The following is a 23,071-nucleotide window of genomic DNA, read 5'->3' on the forward strand; positions in this document are numbered from 1 at the left end:
GTTGGGCAGTAGAGGTCGTGTCGGGGCGGCGCGACACCGCACTTTTCAGGAGCGGAACCGGGTCGCGGGGCTCTCCGGCGGCATCCGGATGCGCGACACGCGCTCCACTCCTGAATTGGGGGCGGGGTGAGAATGTCCTGATCTGGCTCTATTGCGGAAAGCCGTCGACCCCCTATGCTCATCACGTGCTCTCGCCGCTCGCGAGATCCGGATCAGGGGGATTCTCGTGGGTGGAGTGCGCATTCTGGCGACAGCGGGAGCCCTCGCGATCGCGGCTGTTCTCGCTTCCGCACCAGCGGCGTGGGCGGATGCTGGTGCCGGCAGTGTCAGCGGATCGGTCTCGGGCGACGACGGTCGCGCTCTACACGGGGAGGTGCGGCTGTACCTCGATGGCCACGACCTGCCGACCGCCTACACGACCACGAACGACGACGGGTCCTTCCTCTTCGACGCCGTGCCCGACGGGAATTACCGTGTGGGTGTCTCCCTCCGGGCGGACGAGCGAACGGCGTGGGGTGACGTTCCGAAGACGATCTGGGCGCTGACATCCTCGGGCGAACGAATGGCCATGCCCGAGGCGAACGTCGTCAATGGCTCGACCGTCAGCGGAGTGGCAGTCGTCGCGCCACACCTGCGAACGGTGTCGGGACACGTTGGTGGCGAGCGCAGCGGCCGGACCGGTCCCGTCGAAGGTGCGACGGTCTGTCTCATGGTCGACAACGCGAGCGCCTCTTCGTGCGTTGACACGGATGGCGACGGGAACTTCGTGATCGCCGGCGTCTACCCCGGCGAGTACGACCTGCATGCGTCCGCCGACGACTTCGCCTACCTCATGGACGAGCCTCGCCTCACGGTTGGCGCGACAGATATCGGTGGAGTCGCCGTCGTCCTCCACTCCGGCGCCACACTGACCGGGCGTATAGCCGTCAATGGCGGCGGCTGGCCGGCGACGCTCGTGCCAGTCATCCTCCAGGACGCCGGTGGACACGGGATCCTTCTCGGACCGGAGATCGACCACGACGGCGCCTACGTCATCTCCCACGTCCCGGCCGGCGACTGGAAGCTGTCGTTCGGTCTGATCCCCGACGGCGTCTCGACGAAGTGGGTGCCGCAGTGGTGGCGGGGCGCGGCATCAATCGACGGGGCCGAGACCATCACCGTGGCGAACAATCAGGTGGTCACTGGTTACGACGTCACCATGACGCCCAAGGCGGACACCCTGCCGCCCGTCACATTGTCGGTCGGGTCAGTCGCACCAGGCGGATCCGTTCACGTGTCAGCGAATGTCTTCAGCGCCGGCGCACGGAGCGAACTGTGGCTGCATTCGACTCCGGTTCTACTGAGCGCTGTCACATCGGACGATCGGGGTGCGGTGAGCGCCGACGTGACCATCCCGCCATCCACGCCGCCTGGCACCCACCGCATCGTCCTCGTAGATGCCGACGGGCAGGAATTCGCCTCAGCCGACTTCGTCGTGACGGCGGCAGCAGCGAAGGCGGGCGGGGCGATTCTGGCCGAGACGGGCGTCGCGCCTGCGGCTTCAGGAGGCCTCGGCGTCCTCGTCGTGATAGTCGGGTGCACGATGTGCGCGGCCGTCGCCGTTCGCCGGCGAGCAGCCCGCACGCGGTAGTGGGTCGGGTGTCGTCAGCCTAAGCACGGGCGCGCAGCGGCAGCCAGGCGAGCACCCGCTGGATCTCCTCGTCCCAGAGCCTCCACTCGTGGCCTCCGGCAAGTTCGGCGTAGGTGAGAGGGAGGCCGCGACTCTCGGCACGATCGCGGAACCGGCGGTTCTCGGCGAGCAGCCTGTCGTCCGTGCCACACGACACATACAGGGCAGGGCTCGCCTCAGCCGTAAGGCCGTCGATGAGGGCGAGCAGGTCGTCATCGACTGCTTGGGCGCGCTCGACGCTGCCGTGATTGGCGAGCCATTCGTCGTCGCGCTCCCGCCCGACGACGTCGAGTGCGCCCGAGAGGCTGGCGGCCGCGGCGACGGCACCCGGCTTGCCGAGCGCCCACTTCAGCGCACCGTACCCGCCCATCGACAGGCCCGCCACGAAGGTGTCCTCGCGCGCCTCCGAGAGTGGGAAGAACGCGCGCATGGTGGCCGGGAGCTCTTCGGATATGAAGGTGAAGTAGTCGTAGCCGACGGCCTGATCGGTGTAGAAGCTCCGCGCGCCATTCGGCATGACGACCGCGAGCCTCAACTCGCTGACGTGACGCTCGATGGCGCTCCAGCGCAACCACGCCGTCTCGTCGTCGGACCTGCCGTGAAGCAGGTACAACACGGGCACCGGCCGGCCGTCGAGCGCTTCCTGCGGCAGGATCACGTTGGCGTGCGTGCTGACGCCGAGCACCTCGGAGAAGAACGAACACTGCATCAGGGCCATGGCGTCACCCTAGACGTGTTCCGCGCCGACGCCGAGCGCTCCCGCCGTCGAACTCAGGCGACGGATGCGGCGAGCCCACCCACGAGGATGCCGAGCCGCCGTCCACGTCAGGCGACGGATGCGGCGAGCCCGTCCACGAGGATCGCCGCCCCGCCGTCGAACGCCGGGCCGCGGAAGCCCGACCAGCTGATATCCCGCGATCCGCGAATATCGAGAGCCGCGCCGTACTCGCCCGCCGGAGCGTCGCCCCACGCCACCTCGACGTCGCGGAGCCGCACGTCGTCGGCGTTCTCGATCAGGATGCCGGGCGGGGTGATCGCCCGCAGCCCATTCGTCCCGGCCTCTCCCGGGAACGGCGCGGCATGATCGAGCGGGCGCAGGTCCTGCCGACCGCCCGGGTACGCCGTCCACCGCGCCAGTTCGATGCGCACGTCGCTCAGCAGCACGTCGTGCACCGAGCCGGGGTCGGTCGCGTGGATGAGCACTCCGTTCTCGCCGCGCGCGAGGATGTTCGAGAACCGCACACGGCGGATGGCGCCCGCCTCGTCGTGCCACGGCGCGGAGCGCACCACGATCGGCTCGCCGCATCCCCACCAATCAGTGCTCGTGTGCCGCGTCTCGATGACGAGGTTCGCGAACAGCACGTTCTCGACGTACCCGTTCGTCCCGGTGCCGACGGATACCGAGACGCCACGGTGGCTGTCGCGGATGACGCAGTCGCTCACCACGATGTTGCGGAGCGGCGCATCCGTGTCGACGCCGACCGTGATGGCGGTCGAGCGGGACTGGACGGTGCATCCGGTGATGACGATGTCCTCCACCCCGCCGTAGCGCAGGAACTCGTCGGTGGTCTTGAGCGAGACGCCGTCGTCGGGGGTGATGATGTCGCACCCGACCACGCGCACGCGCTTGCAGTGATCAAGGTCGATGCCGTCGGCGTTCGGCACGCGCATATCGTTCCGGATGACGATGCCGTCGATGAGCACGCCGTCGCAGCCGGAGAGCCGCACCGTCCACAGGGCGGCATCCTCGAAGCGCACGTCGCGCAGCACGACGTCGCTGCAGCCGATGAAGAACAGCGGGAACGGCCTGCGCTTGTCCATCTCGTAGATCTCGTCCCCGGATGCGATGACGTAGGCTCCCGCGCTGCCGTCGATGACGCCGGTCCCCGTGACCGCGATGTCCCGCGCGTTCTCGGCCCAGAGGAACAGGCCGTTGGTGAGGGCGTTGGTCGTGCCGACGCCGGAGTTCAGGGCGCCCACCACCACCGTGCGCGAGAACTCGTCGACCGTTGTCGCTGCGACGAGCCGCGAGCCGCCTTCGAGGTGTAGTTCGACGCCGGTCTTGAGCTCGATCGACCCGCAACGGTAGCGTCCGCCTCCGTCGACGATGACGCGTCCACCACCGACAGATGCCGCGGCGTCGATCGCCGCCTGCACGGCAGCGGTGTCGTCCGCCGCGCCGTCGCCGACGGCGCCGAAACCGCGGACGGTGATGGGCGCGAGGGGTGGAGTGCTGGGCATGGTGGTCTCCCGTGAGGTGCATCGAGGGCTCGTTTGATCGAGCAGGTGGGTGGAGTAATGCGGTCAACCCACGGAAGGCGCGGGGATCTCGCCGGATCCGCGCGCGATGAGGTGAGTGGGGATCTCGACGTGCTGGGGCGGCCCGATCGGGTCCTGCAACCTCGAGACCGCCAGTCGCGCGGCCCGACGACCGAGCTCGGCCGGGTCGTAGGCGATGACGCTGATGCCGGCGGCATCCGCGAGCTCGAAGTCGTCGAAGCCGACGAAGGCGATCTCGTCTGGATGCCCGCGAAGCGCGTGTATGACGCCCGAGCTCGCCTTATTGTTGCCGGCCACGATGGCGGTCGGCGGCTCGTCCATGGCGAGGAGGCTCTCGACGGACTCGGCCGCGCTCGGACCGCCGACCTCCTCCAGGCGCTCCCACGGCGCGGTGTCGGTGACGCCCACCTCGCGGAGCGCCTGACGGTAGCCGGCCAGGCGCTGCTGGTGGGTGTACAGCCCGGCGGGGCTGCAGATGAACGCGATGCGTCGATGGCCGGCCGCGGTGAGCGCCCGCACCGCATCGGCCGTCCCCTCGAAGTTCTGCAGGACGACGGAGTCGGCAACGAGGTTCTTGGCCGGCCGGTCGATGAAGATGACGGGGGTGCCGAGTTGCCGCTCGCCTTCCAGGTAGGACTGGTCGGATGCGATCGGCACCATCAGCAGCGCGCGCACCCGCTGCTTGAGGAGGGTCTCCACCACGCGCGCCTCGCTGCCGGGATCGTCGTCGGTCGCGGCCAGGATCATCATGAGTCCGTGCTTGGCGAGCTCGCGTTCGATGCCGGCGGCGACGAGGAAATAGAACGGGTTGGTGAGATCGCCAATGACGAACGCGACCGTGGTCGTCACGCTGCCGTGACGCAGACTCCGCGCGAGGTTGTTCGGGCGGAACCGCAGCGCCCGGGCGGCCGCCATCACCCGCTCCTTGGTCTCCGCCGAGACCGCCCCGTTCTCGAGCATCACCCGCGAAACCGTCTTGGGGCTCACGCCCGCGAGCTTCCCCACGTCGGCCAACGTCGCCCGAGGCTGCGTGGCGGGACCGGCATCCGCGCCGCTCATCGGTTCGATGGGCGCGACGACCTGCTCATCGAGAGACACCGTCGGCTTGATCACGCAGTCACAGTACACCGAGATTCGCTCACCGCGCGCATGTCAACGTGGACAACGAACCGAACTTGGGAGCGTGAACCCTGTGAGCCGGGGAGACGGACGCTGCCCGAGTGGCCTGCATACAGGCCGAACGTGCGGGACCGACGCAATAGACCTGCATGACGCATCGATTAATGTCAACGTTGACATTCTCTCTTGACCTCCCTCACGCCGCGAGGTAGCGTCACTCTCGCGAAGCTCGGGCCACAGCACCTCGGCCGGCGTCGCCACCGTCACCGTCGACGACGAGTCAGCGTCGACTTGAACCTGAACTGGAGCACAAGAGATGGCAAGGAAGCACATCGCCGGAGTCGCCGTTGTCACGGTGGCCCTCGCGCTCACCGGTTGTTCGGCGTCGAACAACTCAGCATCGGGCGGAGAACCCTCTGGGGACATCACCGTCCTCACCAACCGCACCGACCTCGTCGACACCACCTTCAAGGACTACAAGAAGGCGTTCGAGAAGAAGTACCCCAAAGTCAACGTCAAGTTCGAGGCGATCACCGACTACGAGGGCGAGGTCACCACGCGCCTCTCGACCGGTGACTACGGTGACGTGCTCGGCATCCCGGCATCCGTCACCCCCAGCCAGCTGCCGCAGTTCTTCGAGCCGCTCGGCGACACCTCGGACATGAAGAAGAAGTACCGCTTCCTCAACGACAAGTCCTATGACGGCAAGCAGTACGGCCTGCCCACGTTCGGCAACGCGAACGGAATCCTCTACAACAAGCGCATCTGGAAGGAGGCCGGCGTGACCGACCTCCCCAAGACGCCGGACGAGTTCATCGCCGACCTCAAGCTCATCAAAGAGAAGACCGACGCGATCCCGTACTACACGAACTACAAGGACGGATGGCCGCTCGGCAGCTGGCAGGGCCAGCAGGGCTTCTCCGGCGACACCGGTGTCGTCACCGATCGTGACAAGTCCGATGCGCCCTGGAGCAAGGGCTCCGAGCAGTACATCACCGATGCCCTCCTGTTCGACGTCGTCAAGGACAAGCTGAGCGAGGACGACCCCACCACCACAGCCTGGGAAGGCTCGAAGGCGCTGATCGGATCGGGCAAGGCCGCGACCGCGGTGCTCGGCTCGTGGGCCATCTCGCAATTCCAGCAGGCGGCGAAGGATGCTGGAGCCGATCCGGCCGACATCGGCTACATGCCGTTCCCGTACCAGAAGGACGGCGAGTTCCACTCGGCCATCGGCGGCGACTTCAACAACGCCATCAACATCAACTCGAAGAACAAGGTCGCGGCGCGTGCCTGGGTCGACTGGTTCACCAACGACTCCGGCTTCGCCCAGAGCCAGGGAGCGATCCCGGCCCAGGTCGATGCCCCGAACCCGTCGACGCTGCAGGACTTCACCGACGCGAAGGTCAAGCTCGTCGAACTCGACAAGGCCGCCAACCCGTCGCTGGACTCCGACATCTACAACAAGGCCCAGATCGACCTGTTCGGCAACGTGTACCGTCAGAAGCTCGTCGACATCGCCCGCGGCGCGGCGGACGGAGACATGAACTCCTACTTCTCGCAGCTGAACAAGGAGTGGGCTGACGCTCGCACCAAGGTCAAGTCCTGACCGGTGAGCCGACGGCCTGACCGCCGGTGACAGAACGGGTGGGCATCCCGACGACGGATGCCCACCCGGTCCATCGCCCTCGCGCCCGAGCGGCGCAGCAACGACCCGATCAGCACAACCAGCGGGAGCAGCCATGACACAGACGACCGGTACACCGGGGGGCATCGCCCCGACAGCGCCGCCACTCGACGCGGTGGAAGCCAGCGGCAAGGCGCCGCGGCGCGGCATCCGGCAGTCGAAGTGGACGCCGTACTTCTTCGTGGCGGCGGCCCTGATCCTCCTCATCACCTTCACCTACGTGCCGGCGGCGAACCTGATCTGGTACAGCTTCACCGACTGGGACGGCATCGACAAGACGAAGGACTTCGTCGGCTTCGACAGCTACGCCGAGATCTTCACCGACCCCGAGATCTTCCGGGTGTTCTTCGTGAGCCTCTACTACATCGCGGCGTCGTTCGTGCAGATGGCGCTCGCCCTCTACTTCGCGACACTGCTGAGTTTCAGCACCCGCTTCCGCAACCTGTTCAAGGGCATCCTGTTCTTCCCGTTCCTCATCAACGGTGTGGCCATCGGCCTGATGTTCCTCTACTTCTTCCAGCCGGGCGGCACCCTCGACGCGCTGCTCAAGGGCGTCGGCGCGGGCGGCCTCACGACGCAGTGGCTCGGGAATCCGGATGCCGTCAACGTCTCCTTGGCCGCCACGTCCGTGTGGCGCTACACCGGCCTCAATTTCGTGCTCTTCCTCGGTGCGATCCAGTCGATCCCGTCGCAGCTGTACGAGGCGGCGGAGCTCGATGGCGCGAACCGCTTCCAGCAGTTCCGGTTCATCATCGTGCCCGGCATCAAGCGCATCATCAGCCTGTCGTTCATCCTGGCGATCTCGGGTAGCCTCGCGGTCTTCGAGATCCCGTTCATCATGACCGGGGGCGCGAACGGCAGTGCGACCTTCGTCATCGAGACCATCCAGAGGGCCTTCACCTTCCGCCAAGTGGGCGTCGCCTCCGCAATGGCGGTGGTGCTGCTCATCATCGTGCTCGTCATCACGTTCATCCAGAGACGCATCGCGCCCGACAAGGAGGTCGAACTCTCATGACCACCACCGCCTCCCGCCGCGACACCCTCGACCTCACGGCCCCCCGGGTCTACGTCCCGCCCGCCTCGCACAAGGTCTCATCCGGATTCTTCGGCTTCCTCAAGTACCTCACCCTCGTCGTGGCGTGCTTCGTGACGGTGCTGCCGTTGTTCGCCATCTTCATGACCTCGTTCAAGACGCGTCAGGAGTACGCCACCACCGGCCCACTCGACCCGCCGTCGAACTGGTTCAACTTCGCCAACTACGTCACCGCGTTCACGCGAGGCAACATGGCGCTCGGGTTCCTCAACACGAGCATCGTGATGGTGCTCTCGCTCGTCGGCACGATCCTCATCGGAACCATGACCGCGTACGCGATCGACCGCTTCGACTTCCGCTTCAAGAAGGTGGTGGTGGCGCTCTTCCTCATCGCCACCCTGGTGCCCGGCGTCACGACGCAGGTCGCGACCTTCCAGATCGTCGCGGGCCTCGGCCTGTTCAACTCGCTCTGGGCGCTCGTCGTGCTCAACCTCGGCACCGACATCATCGCCATCTACATCTTCATCCAGTTCATGCAGTCGATCCCGAAGGAGGTCGACGAAGCGGCGATGCTCGACGGCGCCAACCGATTCACCATCTACTGGCGGGTGATCCTGCCGCTGCTGAAGCCAGCGATCGCGACCGTGGTGATCGTCAAGGGCATCGCCATCTACAACGAGTTCTACCTGCCCTACCTCTACGCGCCCAACCCGCAACTCGGGGTGATATCCACGTCGTTGTTCCGCTTTCAAGGACCGTTCGGCTCGCAGTGGGAGGTCATCTCGGCCGGCGCGCTCATCGTCATCATCCCGACTCTCGTCCTCTTCCTCTTCCTCCAGAAGTTCATCTACAACGGATTCACCCAGGGAGCCACCAAGTGACCTCGACCACTACGGCCGCGACGTCGACCCGTGCCATCACCCGCACCCCGCTCCACGACGGATGGCAGGCGATCGGCGTCGGAGGCCCGATCGCGGATGGCGTTGCCGGGCGATCGGTCGCGGCCACCGTTCCCGGCAGCATCCACACCGACCTGCTCGCGGCGGGCCTCATCCCCGACCCCTACCTCGACGACAACGAGCGCCTCGTCGCCTGGATCGGTGCGTGCGACTGGCGCTACAGCACCACGTTCTCGTGGGCGGCGGACGGCAAAGACCGCACCGACCTCGTCTTCGACGGCCTGGACACGGTGGCGCGCATCGAGCTGAACGGCCGGCTCGTTGGGGAGACCCGCAACATGCACCGCGGCTATCGATTCGACGTGCGCGAGCTGCTCGTCGAGGGCGACAACGAGCTCGTCATCACCTTCGCCTCTCCCATTCGGTACGCGGATGCCGCGAGCCTCGAGCAGGGCTACCGCCCGCACGTGAACCACCATCCCTACAACTCCATCCGAAAGATGGCCTGCAGCTTCGGCTGGGACTGGGGGATCGACACGGCCACGGTGGGCATCTGGCGACCGGTGCGCCTGGAGTCCTGGTCGACGGCTCGGCTGGCGGCCGTTCGACCGACGGCGACGGTCGACGGCTCACGGGGGTCGGTGTCGATCGAGGTCGAGATCGAAGCAGCCCCGGGCGATGAAGCGCCCGATCGTGCTCTGCGCATCGTCACCACAGTGGGGGATGCCGAAGCCCGGCTCGACATCTCGCCGGGCGAGACGCTCGTGCGCGTCGAGGTGACACTCGATGACGTCGAGCGCTGGTGGCCGCGCGGCCACGGCGAGCAACCGCTCTACGACGTCGACGTGACGCTTGAGGGTGACGACGGATCCGTCGACTCTTGGAGCGGCCGAGTCGGATTCCGGACGGTGCGTCTGGACACCGTGCCCGACGCATCCGGAACCCCGATGACCTTCATCGTGAACGACCGGCCGGTGTTCATCAAGGGAGCCAACTGGATTCCCGACGACGCGTTCCCGCACCGCGTCGACCGCGCCCGGTACGCCGCGCGCATCGCGCAGGCGGAGCAGGCCAACATCAACCTGCTGCGTGTGTGGGGCGGCGGCATCTATGAGAGCGACGACTTCTACGCCGAGTGCGACGAGCGCGGAGTGCTCACCTGGCAGGACTTCCTGTTCGCCTGTGCGGCCTACGACGAGGGCGAGCCGATGCGCTCGGAGGTCGAGGCCGAGGCGCGCGACAATATCACCCGGCTGATGCCCCACCCGAGCCTCGCGCTCTGGAACGGCAACAACGAGAACATCTGGGGCTTCCAGGAGTGGGGCTGGGAGAAGCGCCTGCGCGGTCTCGACTGGGGCCTCGGCTACTACCTCGAGCTGCTGCCTGCACTCATCGGCGAGCTCGACCCGACTCGGCCGTACACGCCCGGCAGCCCCTTCTCACCCGACGCCCAGTACTACCCGAACGATGAGGAGCACGGCTCGGTGCACCTCTGGGAGCAGTGGAACCGCCAGGACTACCCGACCTACCGCAACTACTCGCCGCGGTTCGTCAGCGAGTTCGGCTGGCAGGGGCCGCCCACCTTCTCCACGCTGCGGCGATCCATCTCGGATGCTCCGCTCACGCCCGAGTCGCCCGGCATGCTCGTGCATCAGAAGGCGCAGGACGGCAACGTCAAGCTCATCGACGGACTCGTCGATCACCTGCCGCTGCCCGACGACCTCGACGACTGGCACTGGGCGATGTCGCTCAATCAGGCGGTCGCCGTGCAGGTGGGCATCGAGCATTTCCGCTCCATCAGCCCGCACTGCATGGGCAGCATCGTGTGGCAGTTGAATGACTGCTGGCCTGTGACGTCGTGGGCGGCTGTCGACGGGGACGGACGGGCGAAGCCGTTGCTGTTCTCTCTCGCTCACGCCTACGCCGATCGGCTCATCACGGTGCAGCCGCGCGACGGTGACCTGATGGCGGCATTCGTCAACGACACGGATGATACCTGGGCAGGCGACGCGCTCGTCCGCCGGCTCTCGTTCAGCGGCGAGGAGCTCGCGGTGGAGTCGCTGTCCGTCTCGATCGCCGCCCGCGGCACCGAAGTCGTCTCGCTGGCGGGTGCCATGGCGACGGCCGGGGATGTGGCGTCCGAGGTGCTCGTGGTCGAGCTCGGCTCCACGCGTGCGCTCTGGTTCTTCGCGGAGTACCGTGAGTCGGCACTCCGGCCGGCCGATCTGTCGACGGACGTCGCACGCACGGCGGACGGCTACGCCGTGAAGGTGACCGCCGGGCAGCTCGTGCGGGATGTCGCACTGCTCGTCGACAAGTTGGACGCTGCGGCATCCGTCGACGACCAGCTCGTCACGCTGCTACCCGGCGAGAGCGTCACCTTCGCGGTCACGTCTTCGCTCGACATCCCCGCCGACGCCTTCGCACGGGCCGAGGTACTGCGGTGCGCGAACCAGCTCGTGGCCGGGTCGTGACGCCTCCCACCGTCGGCTCGCTCGCCGACGATCAGATCTGCGGCATGACGTGGGGGTGGACCGGCGTCCGCGCCACCTGGTCGACGCCCGAGGCCGCCGACTCGATGCGGCTCATGCGCGAGGCCGGCGTGACGTGGACGGCGGTCGCTTTCGGTGCCCTGCAAGCGACCGCCCAGTCGACCGAGATCGACGTCGACGCGCAGCCGACCGTGACGGATGACGAGGTGCGCTGGGCCATCCGCGAGGCCAAGTCTCTCGGTATGAAGGTCTGCCTGAAGCCGGTGGTGAACGTCGCGGACGGCACCTGGCGGGCCTTCATCGGCTTCTTCGATCAGGCGGTGCCGGGCGAGCCGAGCTGGGCCGAGTGGTTCGCCTCGTACACGCGGTTCCTGCTGCGCTACGCCGCAATCGCCGAGGCTGAGGGTTGCGAGCTGTTCTGCATCGGCTGCGAGATGGTGCAGGCGGACGGCCGCGAGGCCGAGTGGCGCGCCCTCATCGAGGAGCTGCGCGCGGTCTACTCCGGCCCCATCACCTACAACTGCGACAAGTACCAGGAGGACCGGCTCAGCTGGTGGGATGCAGTCGACGTGATCTCGTCGAGCGGTTACTACCCGACCGGGACGTGGACGGAGCACCTCGATCGCATTGGCGGGGTCGTCGAGCGGGCAGGCAAGCCGTTCTTCTTCATGGAGGCGGGATGCCCCAGCCGCGAGGGCTCTCCGGCGCGACCGAACGACTGGACGCTCGAGGGCGCCCCATCGGAGCGCGCCCAGGCCGACTACTACCGCGAGATGTTCGTCGCGTGCGAGCAGCGGGAATGGATGCGGGGCTTCATGTTGTGGGATTGGCCCGCCGTCCTCTACTCGCCTGACGAAGCCGCCTCCAACGACGACTACTGTGTCTTTGCGAAGGAGGCCGAGGCGGTGGTGCGCGAGCACTACCTCCGCCGCCGGCCTGACCCGCCAGCCTGACCCGGCTGCCTGACCCGGCTGCCTGACTCGGCTGCCTGACCCGGCCGCCGCCACAACGACCCGAGGAGACGCCATGGGTGCGACGCATCCGAAGACGCCCATCGAGGCCGCCATCGACAAGAGTGCGCCGCTCGCCTCGATGCTGCGCCTGCTCGCGCCATCCCGCGGCAGGCTCTTCCTCGCCGTGCTCGCCTTCGTCGTCAAGGACAGCCCGATCTGGGCGCTGCCGTCGATCACCGCGGCGATCATCGACACGGTGGTCGACCACGGCCCGCTGGAACGCATCTGGCTCTGGGCGGCGCTCGCCCTCGTGCTGCTGGCGCTCAACTATCCGTTCCACATGATCTTCATCCGGCTGAGCAGCGAGGTCACTCGCACCCTCGCCGTCGAACTGCGGAACGCGATCACCGACCGCCTGCAGCGGCTGTCGATCGGCTTCCACAACCGTCAGAGCTCGTCGATCATGCAGACGAAGGTCGTGCGCGACGTCGAGAATCTCGAGTTGCTCCTGCAGCAGGCCCTCCCGATGGTGCTCACCGCGACGTCATCGCTCACGGGCGCGATCGTCATGACCGCCATCCAGGTCCCGGCATTCGTGATCGTCTTCGCGGTGACGGTGCCGGTCGCCGTCGTGCTGCTGCGATGGATCCGCTCTCGGGCGCGTGAGCGCAACGAGGTGTTCCGGCGCGAGGTCGAGAGCCTCTCCGCCGGCGTCGGCGAGATGGCGGCACTCATGCCGATCACGCGGGGACACGGCCTCGAGGGGGTGGCAGCGAACCGCGTGGCGGTGCGAGCCGAGCGGGTACGGGATGCGGGACGCGAACTCGACACGCTCAACGGGCGATTCGGCGCGCTGTCGTGGATCTCGTACCAATCGCTCGGCATCCTGTGTCTCGTCGGCGCGGCCGCGGCATCCATCACTGGCATCCTCCCCATCACGCCCGGCGAGGTCGTACTGCTCTCCACGTACTTCACCGTGCTGACCGGCTGCATCATCGGGCTGCTCAACGTCGCACCGGTGTTCACCCGCGGACTCGAATCGGTGCGCTCGATCGCGGAGGTGCTGGAGGATCCCGACCTTGAGGAGAACGAGGGCAAGGCGACGGTCAAGGCGGTGTCCGGGCACCTGCAGCTGCAGGACGCCAGTTTCACCTTCGCGGATGCCGATCGGCCCGCGGTCGACGACATCACGCTCGACATCGCCTCAGGGGAGACACTCGCCCTGGTGGGGCCGAGCGGATCGGGCAAGTCGACCCTGCTCAACATGGTGCTCGGATTCGTGCGTCCCACCGCAGGTCGTGTTCTGCTCGACGGTGTCGACATGGCCACCCTGGATCTGCGGACGGCTCGCGCGTTCGTCTCGGTCGTGCCCCAGGGATCGGTGCTGTTCGAGGGCACGATCCGCGAGAACGTCGCCTACGGGCTCGACGACGTGACCGACGGTCAGGTGCTGGGTGCGCTGCGCGAGGCGAACGCGCTCGACATCCTTGCCCTGCACGGTGACGGGCTGGATGCGGTGGTCGGCGACCGCGGAACGCGACTGTCCGGCGGTCAACGGCAGCGACTTGCAATCGCGCGAGCACTCGTGCGGGACCCGCGCATCCTGATTCTCGATGAGGCGACGAGCGCGCTGGATGCCGTGTCGGAGGCGAAGGTGAAGCAGGCGCTCTCGGCGCTCTTCCGCGACCGCACGACGCTCATCGCCGCGCATCGACTCTCCACCATCCGGGAGGCCGACCGCATCGCGTACATCGACGCCGGTCGCGTCGCCGAGCTGGGAACGCACGACGAGCTGATGGCATCGGGCGGCCTCTACGCTGGTCTCGTCGCTCAGCAGAACGGATAGGAGCACGGTGGCTCGCTTCGACATGCCCTTGGCCGACCTCGAGGCGTACCGGCCGGATGTCGCCGAGCCCGACGACTTCGACGCCTTCTGGACGCGGACGCTCGCAGAGGCGCGGTCATTCCCGACCGAGCCATCGGTGATGCGGGTCGCATCCCCGCTGAGGCAGGTCGAGGCCTACGACGTCAGGTTCGCGGGTTTCGGAGGACAGCCGATCTCGGCGTGGCTGCTCCTCCCGTCCGAGAGCGCCGGTCGACTGCCCACGGTCCTTGAGTTCAACGGTTACGGCGGCGGGCGCGGGCTGCCGCACGAGCGCCTCGCGTGGGCGGCATCCGGTTACGCGTACGTGTTCATGGACACCCGCGGGCAGGGCAGCAGCTGGGGTGGTGGCGGCGACAGCGCCGACCCCGCGGGCGCCGGCCCATCCGTTCCCGGCTTCCTCACCCGCGGCATCGAGCGGCCCGACGACTTCTACTACCGACGGGTGTTCACGGACGCGGTGCGCCTCATCGACGCCGCCCGCACGCTCGAACGGGTCGATCCCGGTCGCATCGCCGTGTGCGGTGGCAGCCAAGGCGGCGGAATCGCGATCGCGGCCGCCGGGCTCAGCAGCGGTCTCATCGGTGCGATGCCCGAGGTGCCGTTCCTCAGCCACTTCGAGCGCGCAGTGGGCCTCACCAACGAGTACCCGTACCAGGAGGTCGTGACCTACCTGTCCGTGCACCGTGATCGCGTCGCCCAGACCTTCACCACGCTGTCCTACTTCGATGCCGTCAATTTCGCCAAGCGCGCGACAGCGCCAGCGCTGTTCTCGGTCGGGTTGCTCGACCCGATCTGCCCGCCGTCCACGGTGTTCGCGGCCTACAACCACTGGGCGGGTGACGCGAGCATCGAGGTCTACCCCTTCAACCAGCACGAGGGCGGACAGGCGCTCCACTGGCAGAAGCAGGCCGAGTGGTTGTCGGCGCAGCTCGCGTAGCGCGCCGCATTGCTGGTCGAGTAGCGGTCGCCGCCTTGCTGGTCGAGTAACGGTCGCCGCTTTGCTGGTCGAGTAGCGCCCGAGCGAAGCGAGGCCGCGTATCGAGACCCTCGCCGGCCTCGGGCCGCCTCGCCCCGAGGCTGCGTATCGAGACCGATCAGCCGGCCGCGGCGACGGCGATGTGCTCCAGCAGCGGGTTGTCCTCGCCGATGGACGGCAGCAATGCCACACCGTCGAGCGGATGGGCGACACCGGGACGGATGTCCGCCTCCGGCAGCTCCTCGCGCACACCGGCTTCGAACGCCTGGGCGAGCTCGGGCGAGCTGAACACACCGCCGATGCCGCGAACGGCGGCCGCCCCCGAGTCCTCACCGACGCGACGGAGTGCCGTCAGCGCCGAATGAGCAAGTTCGCGGCCGGCGGCCACCATGATGGCCGCCGCCACGCCATCCGTCGCCGCGAGTTCCCCGACCACGGCGGCGTAGCGCGCGATGCGCCGAACCCGCCCGTCGTCGGACTGCAGGTCGATGTAGGCCGCCTCGATGTCGTCGAACTCCTCGTCGGCGACGCCGCTGAGCGCGGTCGCCGGTCCGCGGCCGTCGTGTGCGCGCATGACAGCGTCGAGAGCTGCCCGCCCGATCCAGTACCCGCTTCCGGCATCGCCGATGAGGTAGCCCCATCCGTCGACGCGAGCGACGGCGGATGCACCGACCGCGAGCGTGACGACGCCCGTGCCCGACGCGACGACGACGCCGCGGCGATCGCCGAGGGCGCCGAGGTAGGCGCCGATCGAGTCATGGGTAAGCCGCACCTCGCGCACGCGGAACGGCCGCAGAGCTGACAGCAACTCCTGCGGCTTAGTCTGCTCGGGGGTGAGGCCGGAGACGCCGAAGCTGACGACGTCGAAGTCCGCCTCGGTCTCCTCGGCGACGGCGACCACAACACCCGCCAGCTGGGGCAGGAGCGGCCGATCGGTGCGGATGCCGCCGAAGTCGAACGTCCGCGCGTCCGCGCCGGGGGAGTCGAGCCGCACCTTGATACCGGTCTGGCCGGCGTCGACGGCGAGGGCGGACGATTCGGTTGGCATGGGTCTCCCGACGATGTTGACGGCCCAGAGCGCGGGCATCCCGATCGTACGCGCTCACGCCCGGTCGCATGCTCTGCCCGGTCGGCGGACGCCACGAGCAACTCGCCGCAGCGCCCGATCGTCTGAGCCGCGTGGCGCGCCGGATCTCCGCCGACTGGTCCCGCGTCTCCCGCTGGTGCAGGCGAGCGTCACCACCGCCGACCAACCGCTCGAACCCCGGCGACCCTGCCGTGCGCGGGCAGCCGTCCCCTACACTGTCGCCATGACCGCGCCTTCACCGACGCCGATGATAAGACGTCCCGTCTTCTGGGTGGTCATCGTCGCGGTGTTCCTTGCGGTGGCCGTGGCGCTCGCTGTCGGCATCGCCATGTCGGGCACGCCCGGTGGAGCGGATGCGGCCAGCACGCGCATCCCCCGCCCGACGCCGTCCGGCACCGCCGCTCCGACGCCGTTGCCTACAGCCACGACGGCATCCGGTCCCGTCGTCCCCGCCGACTGCTCCGGTATCTACACGAAGGACTGGTCTCCCGAGATGCACGGGCTGGTCCTCAACCCACCGTGGACGCTCGACCCGGAGTCCGGCGTGCGGTTCGGGTCGAAGGACGCCGAACTGGTTGGCGTGCTCGAGACCACGGCCAAGGTCACCTGCGTCTGGGCGAACCCGCGTGGAGGCAGCGATGCCGGAGGGCTCACCACCAACATCGCATCCGTATCGCCCGAGCAGAGCAGTGCCGTCATCGCCCACATGAAGGAGATCGGCTACAACTGCTACGACGAGCTCGGAGGCACGCGTTGCGTCGTCGAAACGCCGGGGGACAATGGAACGGTCGGCGAATCGCACTTCATCCGCGAAGGGATCTGGTCGGCGACCTGGTGGCTCAACACGTCGCCGGACGGTTACACCCACGACATCGTCACCGCGATCTTCGGCGCTTGAGCAGCGCGCTGCTCTCAACCAGCGCTGGTTGAGTAGCGAGCGACGAAGGAGCCCGCGTATCGAAACCCGCCGGCCGCACGTGCGAGGGTGTCGATACGCGAAGCCACCTGGGCTACTCGACCGGTGAGCCTCGACATCCGCCCCCTAACGCGGGACTGTCACGGCATGCCCTCCGCCCAATACCGTGAGCCGTTACCTGAATAACGTCATCCGAGCACCCTTCTTGCCCCTACACAATCTGCGGCCGCTCGGCTGATCGCCGCGGGTTGGTGTGCCGTAACGGAGGTCGGTGTGCCAGCGCTTGCCGAGATCCTGATCCTGCACGGCCACCTGCCCATCGAGCACCTCGATGAGATCATGGCGATGGACGAGACGGATGAGTCCGCCGTCCGCTCGCTCGTGACCCGCGGGGTCATCAACGACCTCCAGCTCGCCCGCGCCCGGGCAGCTCAGGCTGGCGTCCCCTTCATCGAACTCGTCGACTACCCCGTCGACCGCGCGGCCGTCGCCCTCGTGAGCGCCGCCACCTGCCGCCGTTACAACGTCATGCCCATCGCGCTGGCGCCGGGCAAGATCGTCGTGGCGATGGTCAATCCGGGCGACGTGTTCGCCATCGACGATGTACGCAACGCATCCGGTCTCCAGGTCGTCGCGGTCGTCGCCGAACGCGGCGACCTGCTGAATGCCATCACCCGCTACCACCGCGCGGATGACGAGCTCCACGACCTCACCAGCACCCTCGAGTCCGAGAACAACACGGTTCTGACGGATGCGTTCAGCGTCGCCGAGTCGAGTGAGGACGACGCGCCGATCGTCCGGTTGGTGAACCTCCTCGTCTCGCAGGCCATCGAGGATCACGCCTCCGACATCCACATCGAACCCGCCGAGCGCAGCGTGCGCGTGCGCTACCGCATCGACGGCGTGCTGCACGAGATGCAGAACGCGCCCAAGAGCATCCAGAACGGCATGATCTCGCGCCTGAAGATCATGAGCGATATCGACATCGCCGAGAGGCGCAAGCCGCAGGACGGCCGCATGTCGGTCAACGTCGACGGCCGCAAGATCGACCTCCGCGTCGCGACCCTCCCCACGGTGTGGGGCGAGAAGGTCGTCATGCGAATCCTCGACAACACCAACACGAGCCTCGACCTGCGCGACCTCGGCCTCAGCCAGGCCAACGGCGAGATCTACAAGCAGTCCTACTCCAAGCCATACGGGATGATCCTCGTGACCGGCCCCACCGGCTCGGGCAAGTCGACCACGCTCTACGCCACCCTCAACGCGGTCGCCCGCACCGAGGTCAACGTCATCACGGTCGAGGACCCGGTGGAGTACCGGATGGCGGGCATCAACCAGGTGCAGGTGAACCCCAAGGCCGGCCTGACCTTCGCGAGCGCCCTCCGCAGCATCCTGCGCTCCGACCCCGACATCGTGCTCCTCGGTGAGATCCGCGACCACGAGACCGCCCAGATCGCGATCGAAGCGTCGCTCACCGGCCACCTCGTACTCTCGACGCTGCACACCAACGACGCCCCGAGCGCCGTCACGCGACTCATCGAGATGGACATCGAGCCGTTCCTGGTCGGCTCCGCGCTCGATTGCGTCGTGGCCCAACGACTCGCGCGTCGCCTCTGCGAACGCTGCAAGGCGCCGGTGTTCCACACGCATGAGCAGTTGAACGCCTTGCGGTTCCCGGTCGATCCGTCGCAACCCGTGCCGCAGACCTGGGGACCGGTCGGATGCTCGAGCTGCTCGAACACCGGGTACCGCGGACGGCTCGCGCTGCACGAGGTGATGGCCGTCAACGAGAAGATCGAGCGGCTCGCCGTCGGTCGGGCCGCGAGCTCCGACATCTCGGCTGCGGCGACGGCCAACGGCATGCGCAACCTGCGCGAGGACGGCTGGCTCAAGATCACGGCCGGACTCACCAGTGTCGAAGAGATCATGCGCGTGGTGGTGTGACGTGTTCGGTAAGAGAAGGAATGAGGACGAGATGACCAACGCCCCAGGGGACCTCCCCGTGAACCCCTCCGGAATCTCCTTCGAGGACTGGGCAGCCCTGCTCACCAACGGCAGCCTTCCCGGATCGGACACCAACTCCGCCCTCAGGCCCGGCCCCGCTGCCGCACCCACCTCCGATGCCGGGCCCGTCCGTGCCCGGCCAGCCGACGCACCACACCCCGCTGCTGCCCAAGCGGCAGCGCAGAATACGACCGCATCCGACGACGACGTGACCGCAGCGCTCGAAGCCAGCTGGCGCGCGAGCCTCGCATCCGACTCTCCTTTCACCACGACAGCGCCTGTTGCCAACCCGACCCCGCCCGTCGCGGGGAGGGAACCGACGCCCACCGCATCGCCGTTCGACGCGATCATCGCGTCCCCGACAGCACCGGAGGCAGCAATGGACACCCCCCAGCACCCCACCGAATCCGCACCATACGCCCCTGTCGTTCCCGAATGGCCGGTCGTCCCGATCGAGTCGCTGTTCGCGGAGGCGACGGATGAGGCGCTCGCGCCCGTCACCGACATCGCGTCGGCGCCATCTTTCGAGGCGTCGCCGGGCGCGTCCTCTTACGGGCAGCCGTACTCATCCGCTCCGGGCGCCGCCGGCCCGAGCTTCGATGACCTGCTCGCCCCGTCGGCGTCCGCGCCGGGTGCGACGACATCGTTCCAGCTGCCGCCGACCACTCCGATCGCGGCCTTCGCGTCGGCGCCGACTGAGCTCATCGAGATGGCCGCGCCCGCGACACCGGTGGAGGACGGGGGGCGCCGCCGCTCGTCGTTCGCTCCCGAGGAGCCTTCGGCACCGCTCGCGCCGGCATCCGTCGCGCCCGCGTTCCCGGCTCCGGCCTCCGCGGCGCCGGCCGCCGCGTCTCCCGGTGCTGCCGCTGCCGCTTCGGACGCTGCCGACGAGCCGGGCTCCACCCGCTCGGCCCGCGCCGACGGTGCCGACGTCGACCTCATCGCCGCACTCACCGAGGTGGTGATGCAAGGGGGGTCCGACCTGCACGTCACCACCAACGCGGCGCCGAACCTGCGCATCCACGGTGGCCTCAAGCCGCTGCCGGGGGAGAAGTGGTCGAGCGACAAGGTGCGCGCGGCCATCTACACGCTGCTCTCGGCGGCGCAGAAGCAGAAGTTCGAGCGCGAGCTCGAGCTCGACTTCGCCTACACGCTGTCGCAGAACGCGCGCTTCCGCGTGAACGTCTACCAGCAGCGTGCCAACATCGGGGCGGCGTTCCGTCTCATCCCGACGGAGATCAAGCAGCTCGCCGAGCTCGGCGTCCCGGAGTCCGTCGGCCGCTTCTCGACCCTCCCGCGCGGCCTCGTGCTGGTCACCGGCCCGACCGGTTCGGGCAAGTCGACGACCCTCGCCGCCTTGGTCGACCTGGTCAACCAGACCCGCGCCGACCACATCGTGACGGTCGAGGACCCCATCGAGTTCATGCACCAGCACAAGAAGTCGCTGGTGAACCAGCGCGAGGTCGGTGCCGACACGCACAGCTTCGCCGCCGCGCTCAAGCACGTGCTGCGCCAGGATCCGGATGTGATCCTCGTCGGCGAGCTCCGCGACCTCGAGACCATCTCCGTCGCCCTCACCGCCGCCGAGACCGGCCACCTCGTCTTCGCGACCCTGCACACGCAGAGCGCCGCCCAGTCGATCGACCGCATCATCGACGTCTATCCGCCACACCAGCAGAACCAGGTGCGCGCGCAGCTCGCCGCCACCCTGCAGGGCGTCGTCACCCAGACTCTCATCAAGAAGGCCTCGGGGCAGGGGCGTGTGGTGGCCACCGAGGTGCTCATCACGACACCCGCGGTCGCCAACCTCATCCGCGAGGGCCAGACCCACCAGGTGCCGACGGCGATGCAGGCGGGCGCCTCCTACGGAATGCACACCCTCGACCAGCACCTCGCCGACCTCGTCAATCGCGGCGTCATCACCCAGCAGGCGGCGGTCGACAAGGCGCACGATCCCGAAGGGATGCTCAGCCTGGTGCACCGGGTTGAGACCCGCGACAGCGCGATGAGCCAGACCGGCGTCGACTTCGGTGACGCCTACTCCGCGAGGGGTCGTCACTGATGAGCATGACCGCGACGAACGCCACCAAGACGTTCGAGTACAAGGGCCGCAACGCCCAGGGCAAGATCGTCAAGGGCCGGCTGGATGCCGGCAGCAGCGGTGCCGCCCTCTCACGCATGCGCACGATGGACCTCTCTCCGATCTCGGTGGAGGAGGCGACGGATGGCGCGGGCCTGCAGAAGGAGATCCGCATCCCGGGCCTCTCCAAGGGCGTCGGCATGAAGGACCTCTCGGTGATGAGCCGTCAGATGGCCACCATGATCTCCGCGGGCCTGTCGCTGCTCAAGACCCTGTCGATCCTCAGTGAGCAGACGCAGAACAAGCAGCTCGCGAAGGCCCTCGGCGAGGTGCGCGGCGATATCGAAAGCGGATCGTCGCTGTCCGACTCCTTCGCCAAGCACGAGCGCATCTTCCCGCCGCTCATGATCCACCTCATCCGGGCCGGTGAGACCGGCGGATTCCTCGAGGGCTCTCTCGAATCGGTTGCCAACAACTACGAGAAGGAGGTGAAGCTCCGCGCGACCATCAAGTCGGCCATGACGTATCCCGTCGTCGTGGTGATCATCGCCATCCTGGCCGTCATCGGCATGCTCATCTTCATCGTCCCCGTGTTCGAGGGCATGTTCGCGAGCCTCGGCGGGCAGCTGCCGGCGCCCACGATGGTGCTCGTCGTGCTCTCGCACAACATGATCTGGGCCGGCCCGCTCATCGTCGTAATCGTCGTCGGCTTCTCCGTCTGGTGGGGACGCAACAAGAACAAGCAGGAGGTTCGCGCCTTCGTCGACCCGCTGAAGCTCAAGATCCCCGTGTTCGGGCCCCTGCTCAAGAAGGTGGCCATCGCGCGCTTCACCCGCAACTTCTCCACCATGCTCGGAGCCGGCGTGCCCATCCTGCAGGCCCTCAGCATCGTCGGCGAGACTTCGGGCAACTACGTCATCGAGGAGGCGCTGCACAAGGTGGCCGACTCGGTGAAGATCGGTCGCTCCATCGCCGAGCCCCTGGCGGAGGAGGACGTCTTTCCGTCCATGGTCGTGCAGATGGTCGCCGTTGGCGAGGACTCGGGATCGCTGCAGCCCATGCTGGCCAAGATCTCGGACTTCTACGACGACGAGGTCGAGGCCACCACGGAGCAGCTCACGGCCCTCATCGAGCCCCTCATGATCACGTTCATGGGCGCCATCATCGGCGGCATGATCGTGGCCCTCTACATGCCCATCTTCAGCATCTTCCAGCAGATCAAGTAGTGCCCTACCGCACGTCCTCAGCCGGCCCTCGAGCGCGTCTCGACGGCCGGCTATCGGCGCGTGACGTGTGCTGTCTAGAGTGACGGATGAGACCCCCTTCAACTGGGGTCGAGTCGACCGAGTTTCACCCCCTACCGGGGGATTTACTGCCTTGTACCCCCGCCAATAGATTCATCACGCGGTCGGACCTCTCCGGTCGAATGTCACCCTACGGACAGAATGGAACACCCCCATGCGCAGCATGCTCATCGCACTGGGCGACCGCCGTGTCGCCCTGAATGAAGAGGACAAGAAGCAGAAGGGCTTCACGCTCATCGAGCTCCTCGTCGTCGTCATCATCATCGGCATCCTCGCCGCCATCGCCATCCCGATCTTCCTCTCGCAGCGTGAGGGCGCCTGGAAGTCGTCGGTTGAGTCGGACGTCAAGAACGCCGTTCTCGCCGTCGAGACCTACGCCACCAATCACAATGGGAACCCCACCGGCGTCGACGGTACTTGGACGAATCCCAACAATGTGCCAGCTACCACCGCCGCTGCCACAGACGTGAAGTTCACCGCGAGCAATAACAACACAATCAAGATCACGGTGAAGGGTGGTACGGGTGCTGACAAGAATGACTACACGATCACCGGGACCAACAGCGATCTTGGCGCCGGCGAGGGAAAGACACTCACATACGAAAGCTCTAAGGGCACGCAGACCTGGGGCTAGCCACTGACTAGAGTGCGGGGCGCCCTTCGGGTGGGCGCCCCGCACTCGACTCTCAG

The 23,071-nt window shown here is 67.5% G+C and carries 17 protein-coding genes; 13 read left to right on the top strand and 4 right to left on the bottom strand.

From position 1 onward, the window contains the following. The first annotated feature begins 226 nt into the window (after positions 1-226). A complete protein-coding gene (locus tag E6C70_RS15370) occupies positions 227-1,630 on the top strand; it encodes a carboxypeptidase-like regulatory domain-containing protein (protein ID WP_136425381.1) in 1,404 nt (467 codons plus the stop codon). 19 nt (positions 1,631-1,649) lie between these two features. On the opposite strand, the gene E6C70_RS15375 is transcribed toward E6C70_RS15370, so the two are convergent. The 3 genes from E6C70_RS15375 to E6C70_RS15385 form a co-directional block, all read right to left on the bottom strand. Next, positions 1,650-2,387, bottom strand: a complete 738-nt coding sequence (locus E6C70_RS15375) for an alpha/beta hydrolase (RefSeq protein ID WP_136425382.1) — start codon at positions 2,385-2,387, stop codon at positions 1,650-1,652. Positions 2,388-2,494: 107 nt separating this feature from the next. Beyond that, positions 2,495-3,910 (bottom strand): glycoside hydrolase family 28 protein, encoded by a 1,416-nt coding sequence (locus E6C70_RS15380; protein WP_136425383.1) that lies wholly within the window; start codon positions 3,908-3,910, stop codon positions 2,495-2,497. Between the two features lie 63 nt (positions 3,911-3,973). Beyond that, complete coding sequence (locus tag E6C70_RS15385; protein WP_235833579.1) at positions 3,974-5,062, bottom strand: LacI family DNA-binding transcriptional regulator; 1,089 nt, start codon at positions 5,060-5,062, stop codon at positions 3,974-3,976. 322 nt (positions 5,063-5,384) lie between these two features. Between E6C70_RS15385 and E6C70_RS15390 the strand changes: the two genes are divergently transcribed. From E6C70_RS15390 to E6C70_RS15420, 7 genes are all read left to right on the top strand, one after another. Continuing rightward, entirely contained in the window at positions 5,385-6,674 is a 1,290-nt protein-coding gene (locus tag E6C70_RS15390) for an ABC transporter substrate-binding protein (protein WP_136425384.1), read from the top strand. 133 nt (positions 6,675-6,807) lie between these two features. Further along, positions 6,808-7,767, top strand: a complete 960-nt coding sequence (locus E6C70_RS15395; protein WP_136425385.1) for a carbohydrate ABC transporter permease — start codon at positions 6,808-6,810, stop codon at positions 7,765-7,767. Further along, the gene (locus E6C70_RS15400; RefSeq protein ID WP_136425386.1) at positions 7,764-8,666 is read left to right on the top strand and encodes a carbohydrate ABC transporter permease; all 903 of its coding nucleotides are present in this window, start codon (positions 7,764-7,766) and stop codon (positions 8,664-8,666) included. Before E6C70_RS15395 ends, E6C70_RS15400 begins: the two co-directional genes overlap by 4 nt. Then, entirely contained in the window at positions 8,663-11,158 is a 2,496-nt protein-coding gene (locus tag E6C70_RS15405) for a glycoside hydrolase family 2 protein (protein WP_235833580.1), read from the top strand. Before E6C70_RS15400 ends, E6C70_RS15405 begins: the two co-directional genes overlap by 4 nt. Continuing rightward, a complete protein-coding gene (locus E6C70_RS15410; RefSeq protein ID WP_407921044.1) occupies positions 11,155-12,129 on the top strand; it encodes a glycoside hydrolase family 113 in 975 nt (324 codons plus the stop codon). Before E6C70_RS15405 ends, E6C70_RS15410 begins: the two co-directional genes overlap by 4 nt. Positions 12,130-12,202: 73 nt before the next feature. Then, a complete protein-coding gene (locus E6C70_RS15415; protein WP_136425387.1) occupies positions 12,203-13,975 on the top strand; it encodes an ABC transporter ATP-binding protein in 1,773 nt (590 codons plus the stop codon). Positions 13,976-13,982: 7 nt separating this feature from the next. Further along, on the top strand, positions 13,983-14,951 hold the full coding sequence (locus tag E6C70_RS15420) for an acetylxylan esterase (RefSeq protein ID WP_136425388.1): 969 nt from the start codon (positions 13,983-13,985) through the stop codon (positions 14,949-14,951). A gap of 157 nt (positions 14,952-15,108) precedes the next feature. On the opposite strand, the gene E6C70_RS15425 is transcribed toward E6C70_RS15420, so the two are convergent. Continuing rightward, entirely contained in the window at positions 15,109-16,038 is a 930-nt protein-coding gene (locus E6C70_RS15425) for an N-acetylglucosamine kinase (RefSeq protein WP_136425389.1), read from the bottom strand. 262 nt (positions 16,039-16,300) lie between these two features. On the opposite strand from E6C70_RS15425, the gene E6C70_RS15430 reads away from it, so the two are divergent. From E6C70_RS15430 to E6C70_RS17265, 5 genes are all read left to right on the top strand, one after another. Further along, positions 16,301-16,975 carry a hypothetical protein gene (locus E6C70_RS15430; RefSeq protein ID WP_136425390.1) on the top strand — a complete coding sequence of 225 codons (675 nt, stop codon included), beginning with the start codon at positions 16,301-16,303 and terminating at the stop codon, positions 16,973-16,975. 291 nt (positions 16,976-17,266) lie between these two features. Next, entirely contained in the window at positions 17,267-18,937 is a 1,671-nt protein-coding gene (locus tag E6C70_RS15435; RefSeq protein WP_136425391.1) for a GspE/PulE family protein, read from the top strand. 31 nt (positions 18,938-18,968) lie between these two features. After that, complete coding sequence (locus E6C70_RS17260; RefSeq protein WP_328590866.1) at positions 18,969-21,059, top strand: PilT/PilU family type 4a pilus ATPase; 2,091 nt, start codon at positions 18,969-18,971, stop codon at positions 21,057-21,059. A gap of 5 nt (positions 21,060-21,064) precedes the next feature. After that, a complete protein-coding gene (locus E6C70_RS15445) occupies positions 21,065-22,303 on the top strand; it encodes a type II secretion system F family protein (protein WP_136425392.1) in 1,239 nt (412 codons plus the stop codon). Between the two features lie 241 nt (positions 22,304-22,544). Beyond that, positions 22,545-23,015, top strand: coding sequence for a type II secretion system protein (locus E6C70_RS17265; RefSeq protein ID WP_136425423.1), 471 nt, complete (start codon positions 22,545-22,547; stop codon positions 23,013-23,015). Positions 23,016-23,071: the final 56 nt, after the last annotated feature.

The sequence above is a fragment of the Orlajensenia flava genome, from assembly GCF_004801905.1.
Classification (GTDB): domain Bacteria; phylum Actinomycetota; class Actinomycetes; order Actinomycetales; family Microbacteriaceae; genus Orlajensenia; species Orlajensenia flava.

Coding starts and splice junctions, on each gene's coding strand:
- E6C70_RS15375 (WP_136425382.1), bottom strand. CDS start 2,387: ATGGCCCTGATGCAGTGTTCGTTCTTCTCCGAGGTGCTCGGCGTCAGC.
- E6C70_RS15380 (WP_136425383.1), bottom strand. CDS start 3,910: ATGCCCAGCACTCCACCCCTCGCGCCCATCACCGTCCGCGGTTTCGGC.
- E6C70_RS15390 (WP_136425384.1), top strand. CDS start 5,385: ATGGCAAGGAAGCACATCGCCGGAGTCGCCGTTGTCACGGTGGCCCTC.
- E6C70_RS15395 (WP_136425385.1), top strand. CDS start 6,808: ATGACACAGACGACCGGTACACCGGGGGGCATCGCCCCGACAGCGCCG.
- E6C70_RS15400 (WP_136425386.1), top strand. CDS start 7,764: ATGACCACCACCGCCTCCCGCCGCGACACCCTCGACCTCACGGCCCCC.
- E6C70_RS15415 (WP_136425387.1), top strand. CDS start 12,203: ATGGGTGCGACGCATCCGAAGACGCCCATCGAGGCCGCCATCGACAAG.
- E6C70_RS15425 (WP_136425389.1), bottom strand. CDS start 16,038: ATGCCAACCGAATCGTCCGCCCTCGCCGTCGACGCCGGCCAGACCGGT.
- E6C70_RS15430 (WP_136425390.1), top strand. CDS start 16,301: ATGACCGCGCCTTCACCGACGCCGATGATAAGACGTCCCGTCTTCTGG.
- E6C70_RS17260 (WP_328590866.1), top strand. CDS start 18,969: ATGACCAACGCCCCAGGGGACCTCCCCGTGAACCCCTCCGGAATCTCC.
- E6C70_RS15445 (WP_136425392.1), top strand. CDS start 21,065: ATGACCGCGACGAACGCCACCAAGACGTTCGAGTACAAGGGCCGCAAC.
- E6C70_RS17265 (WP_136425423.1), top strand. CDS start 22,545: ATGCTCATCGCACTGGGCGACCGCCGTGTCGCCCTGAATGAAGAGGAC.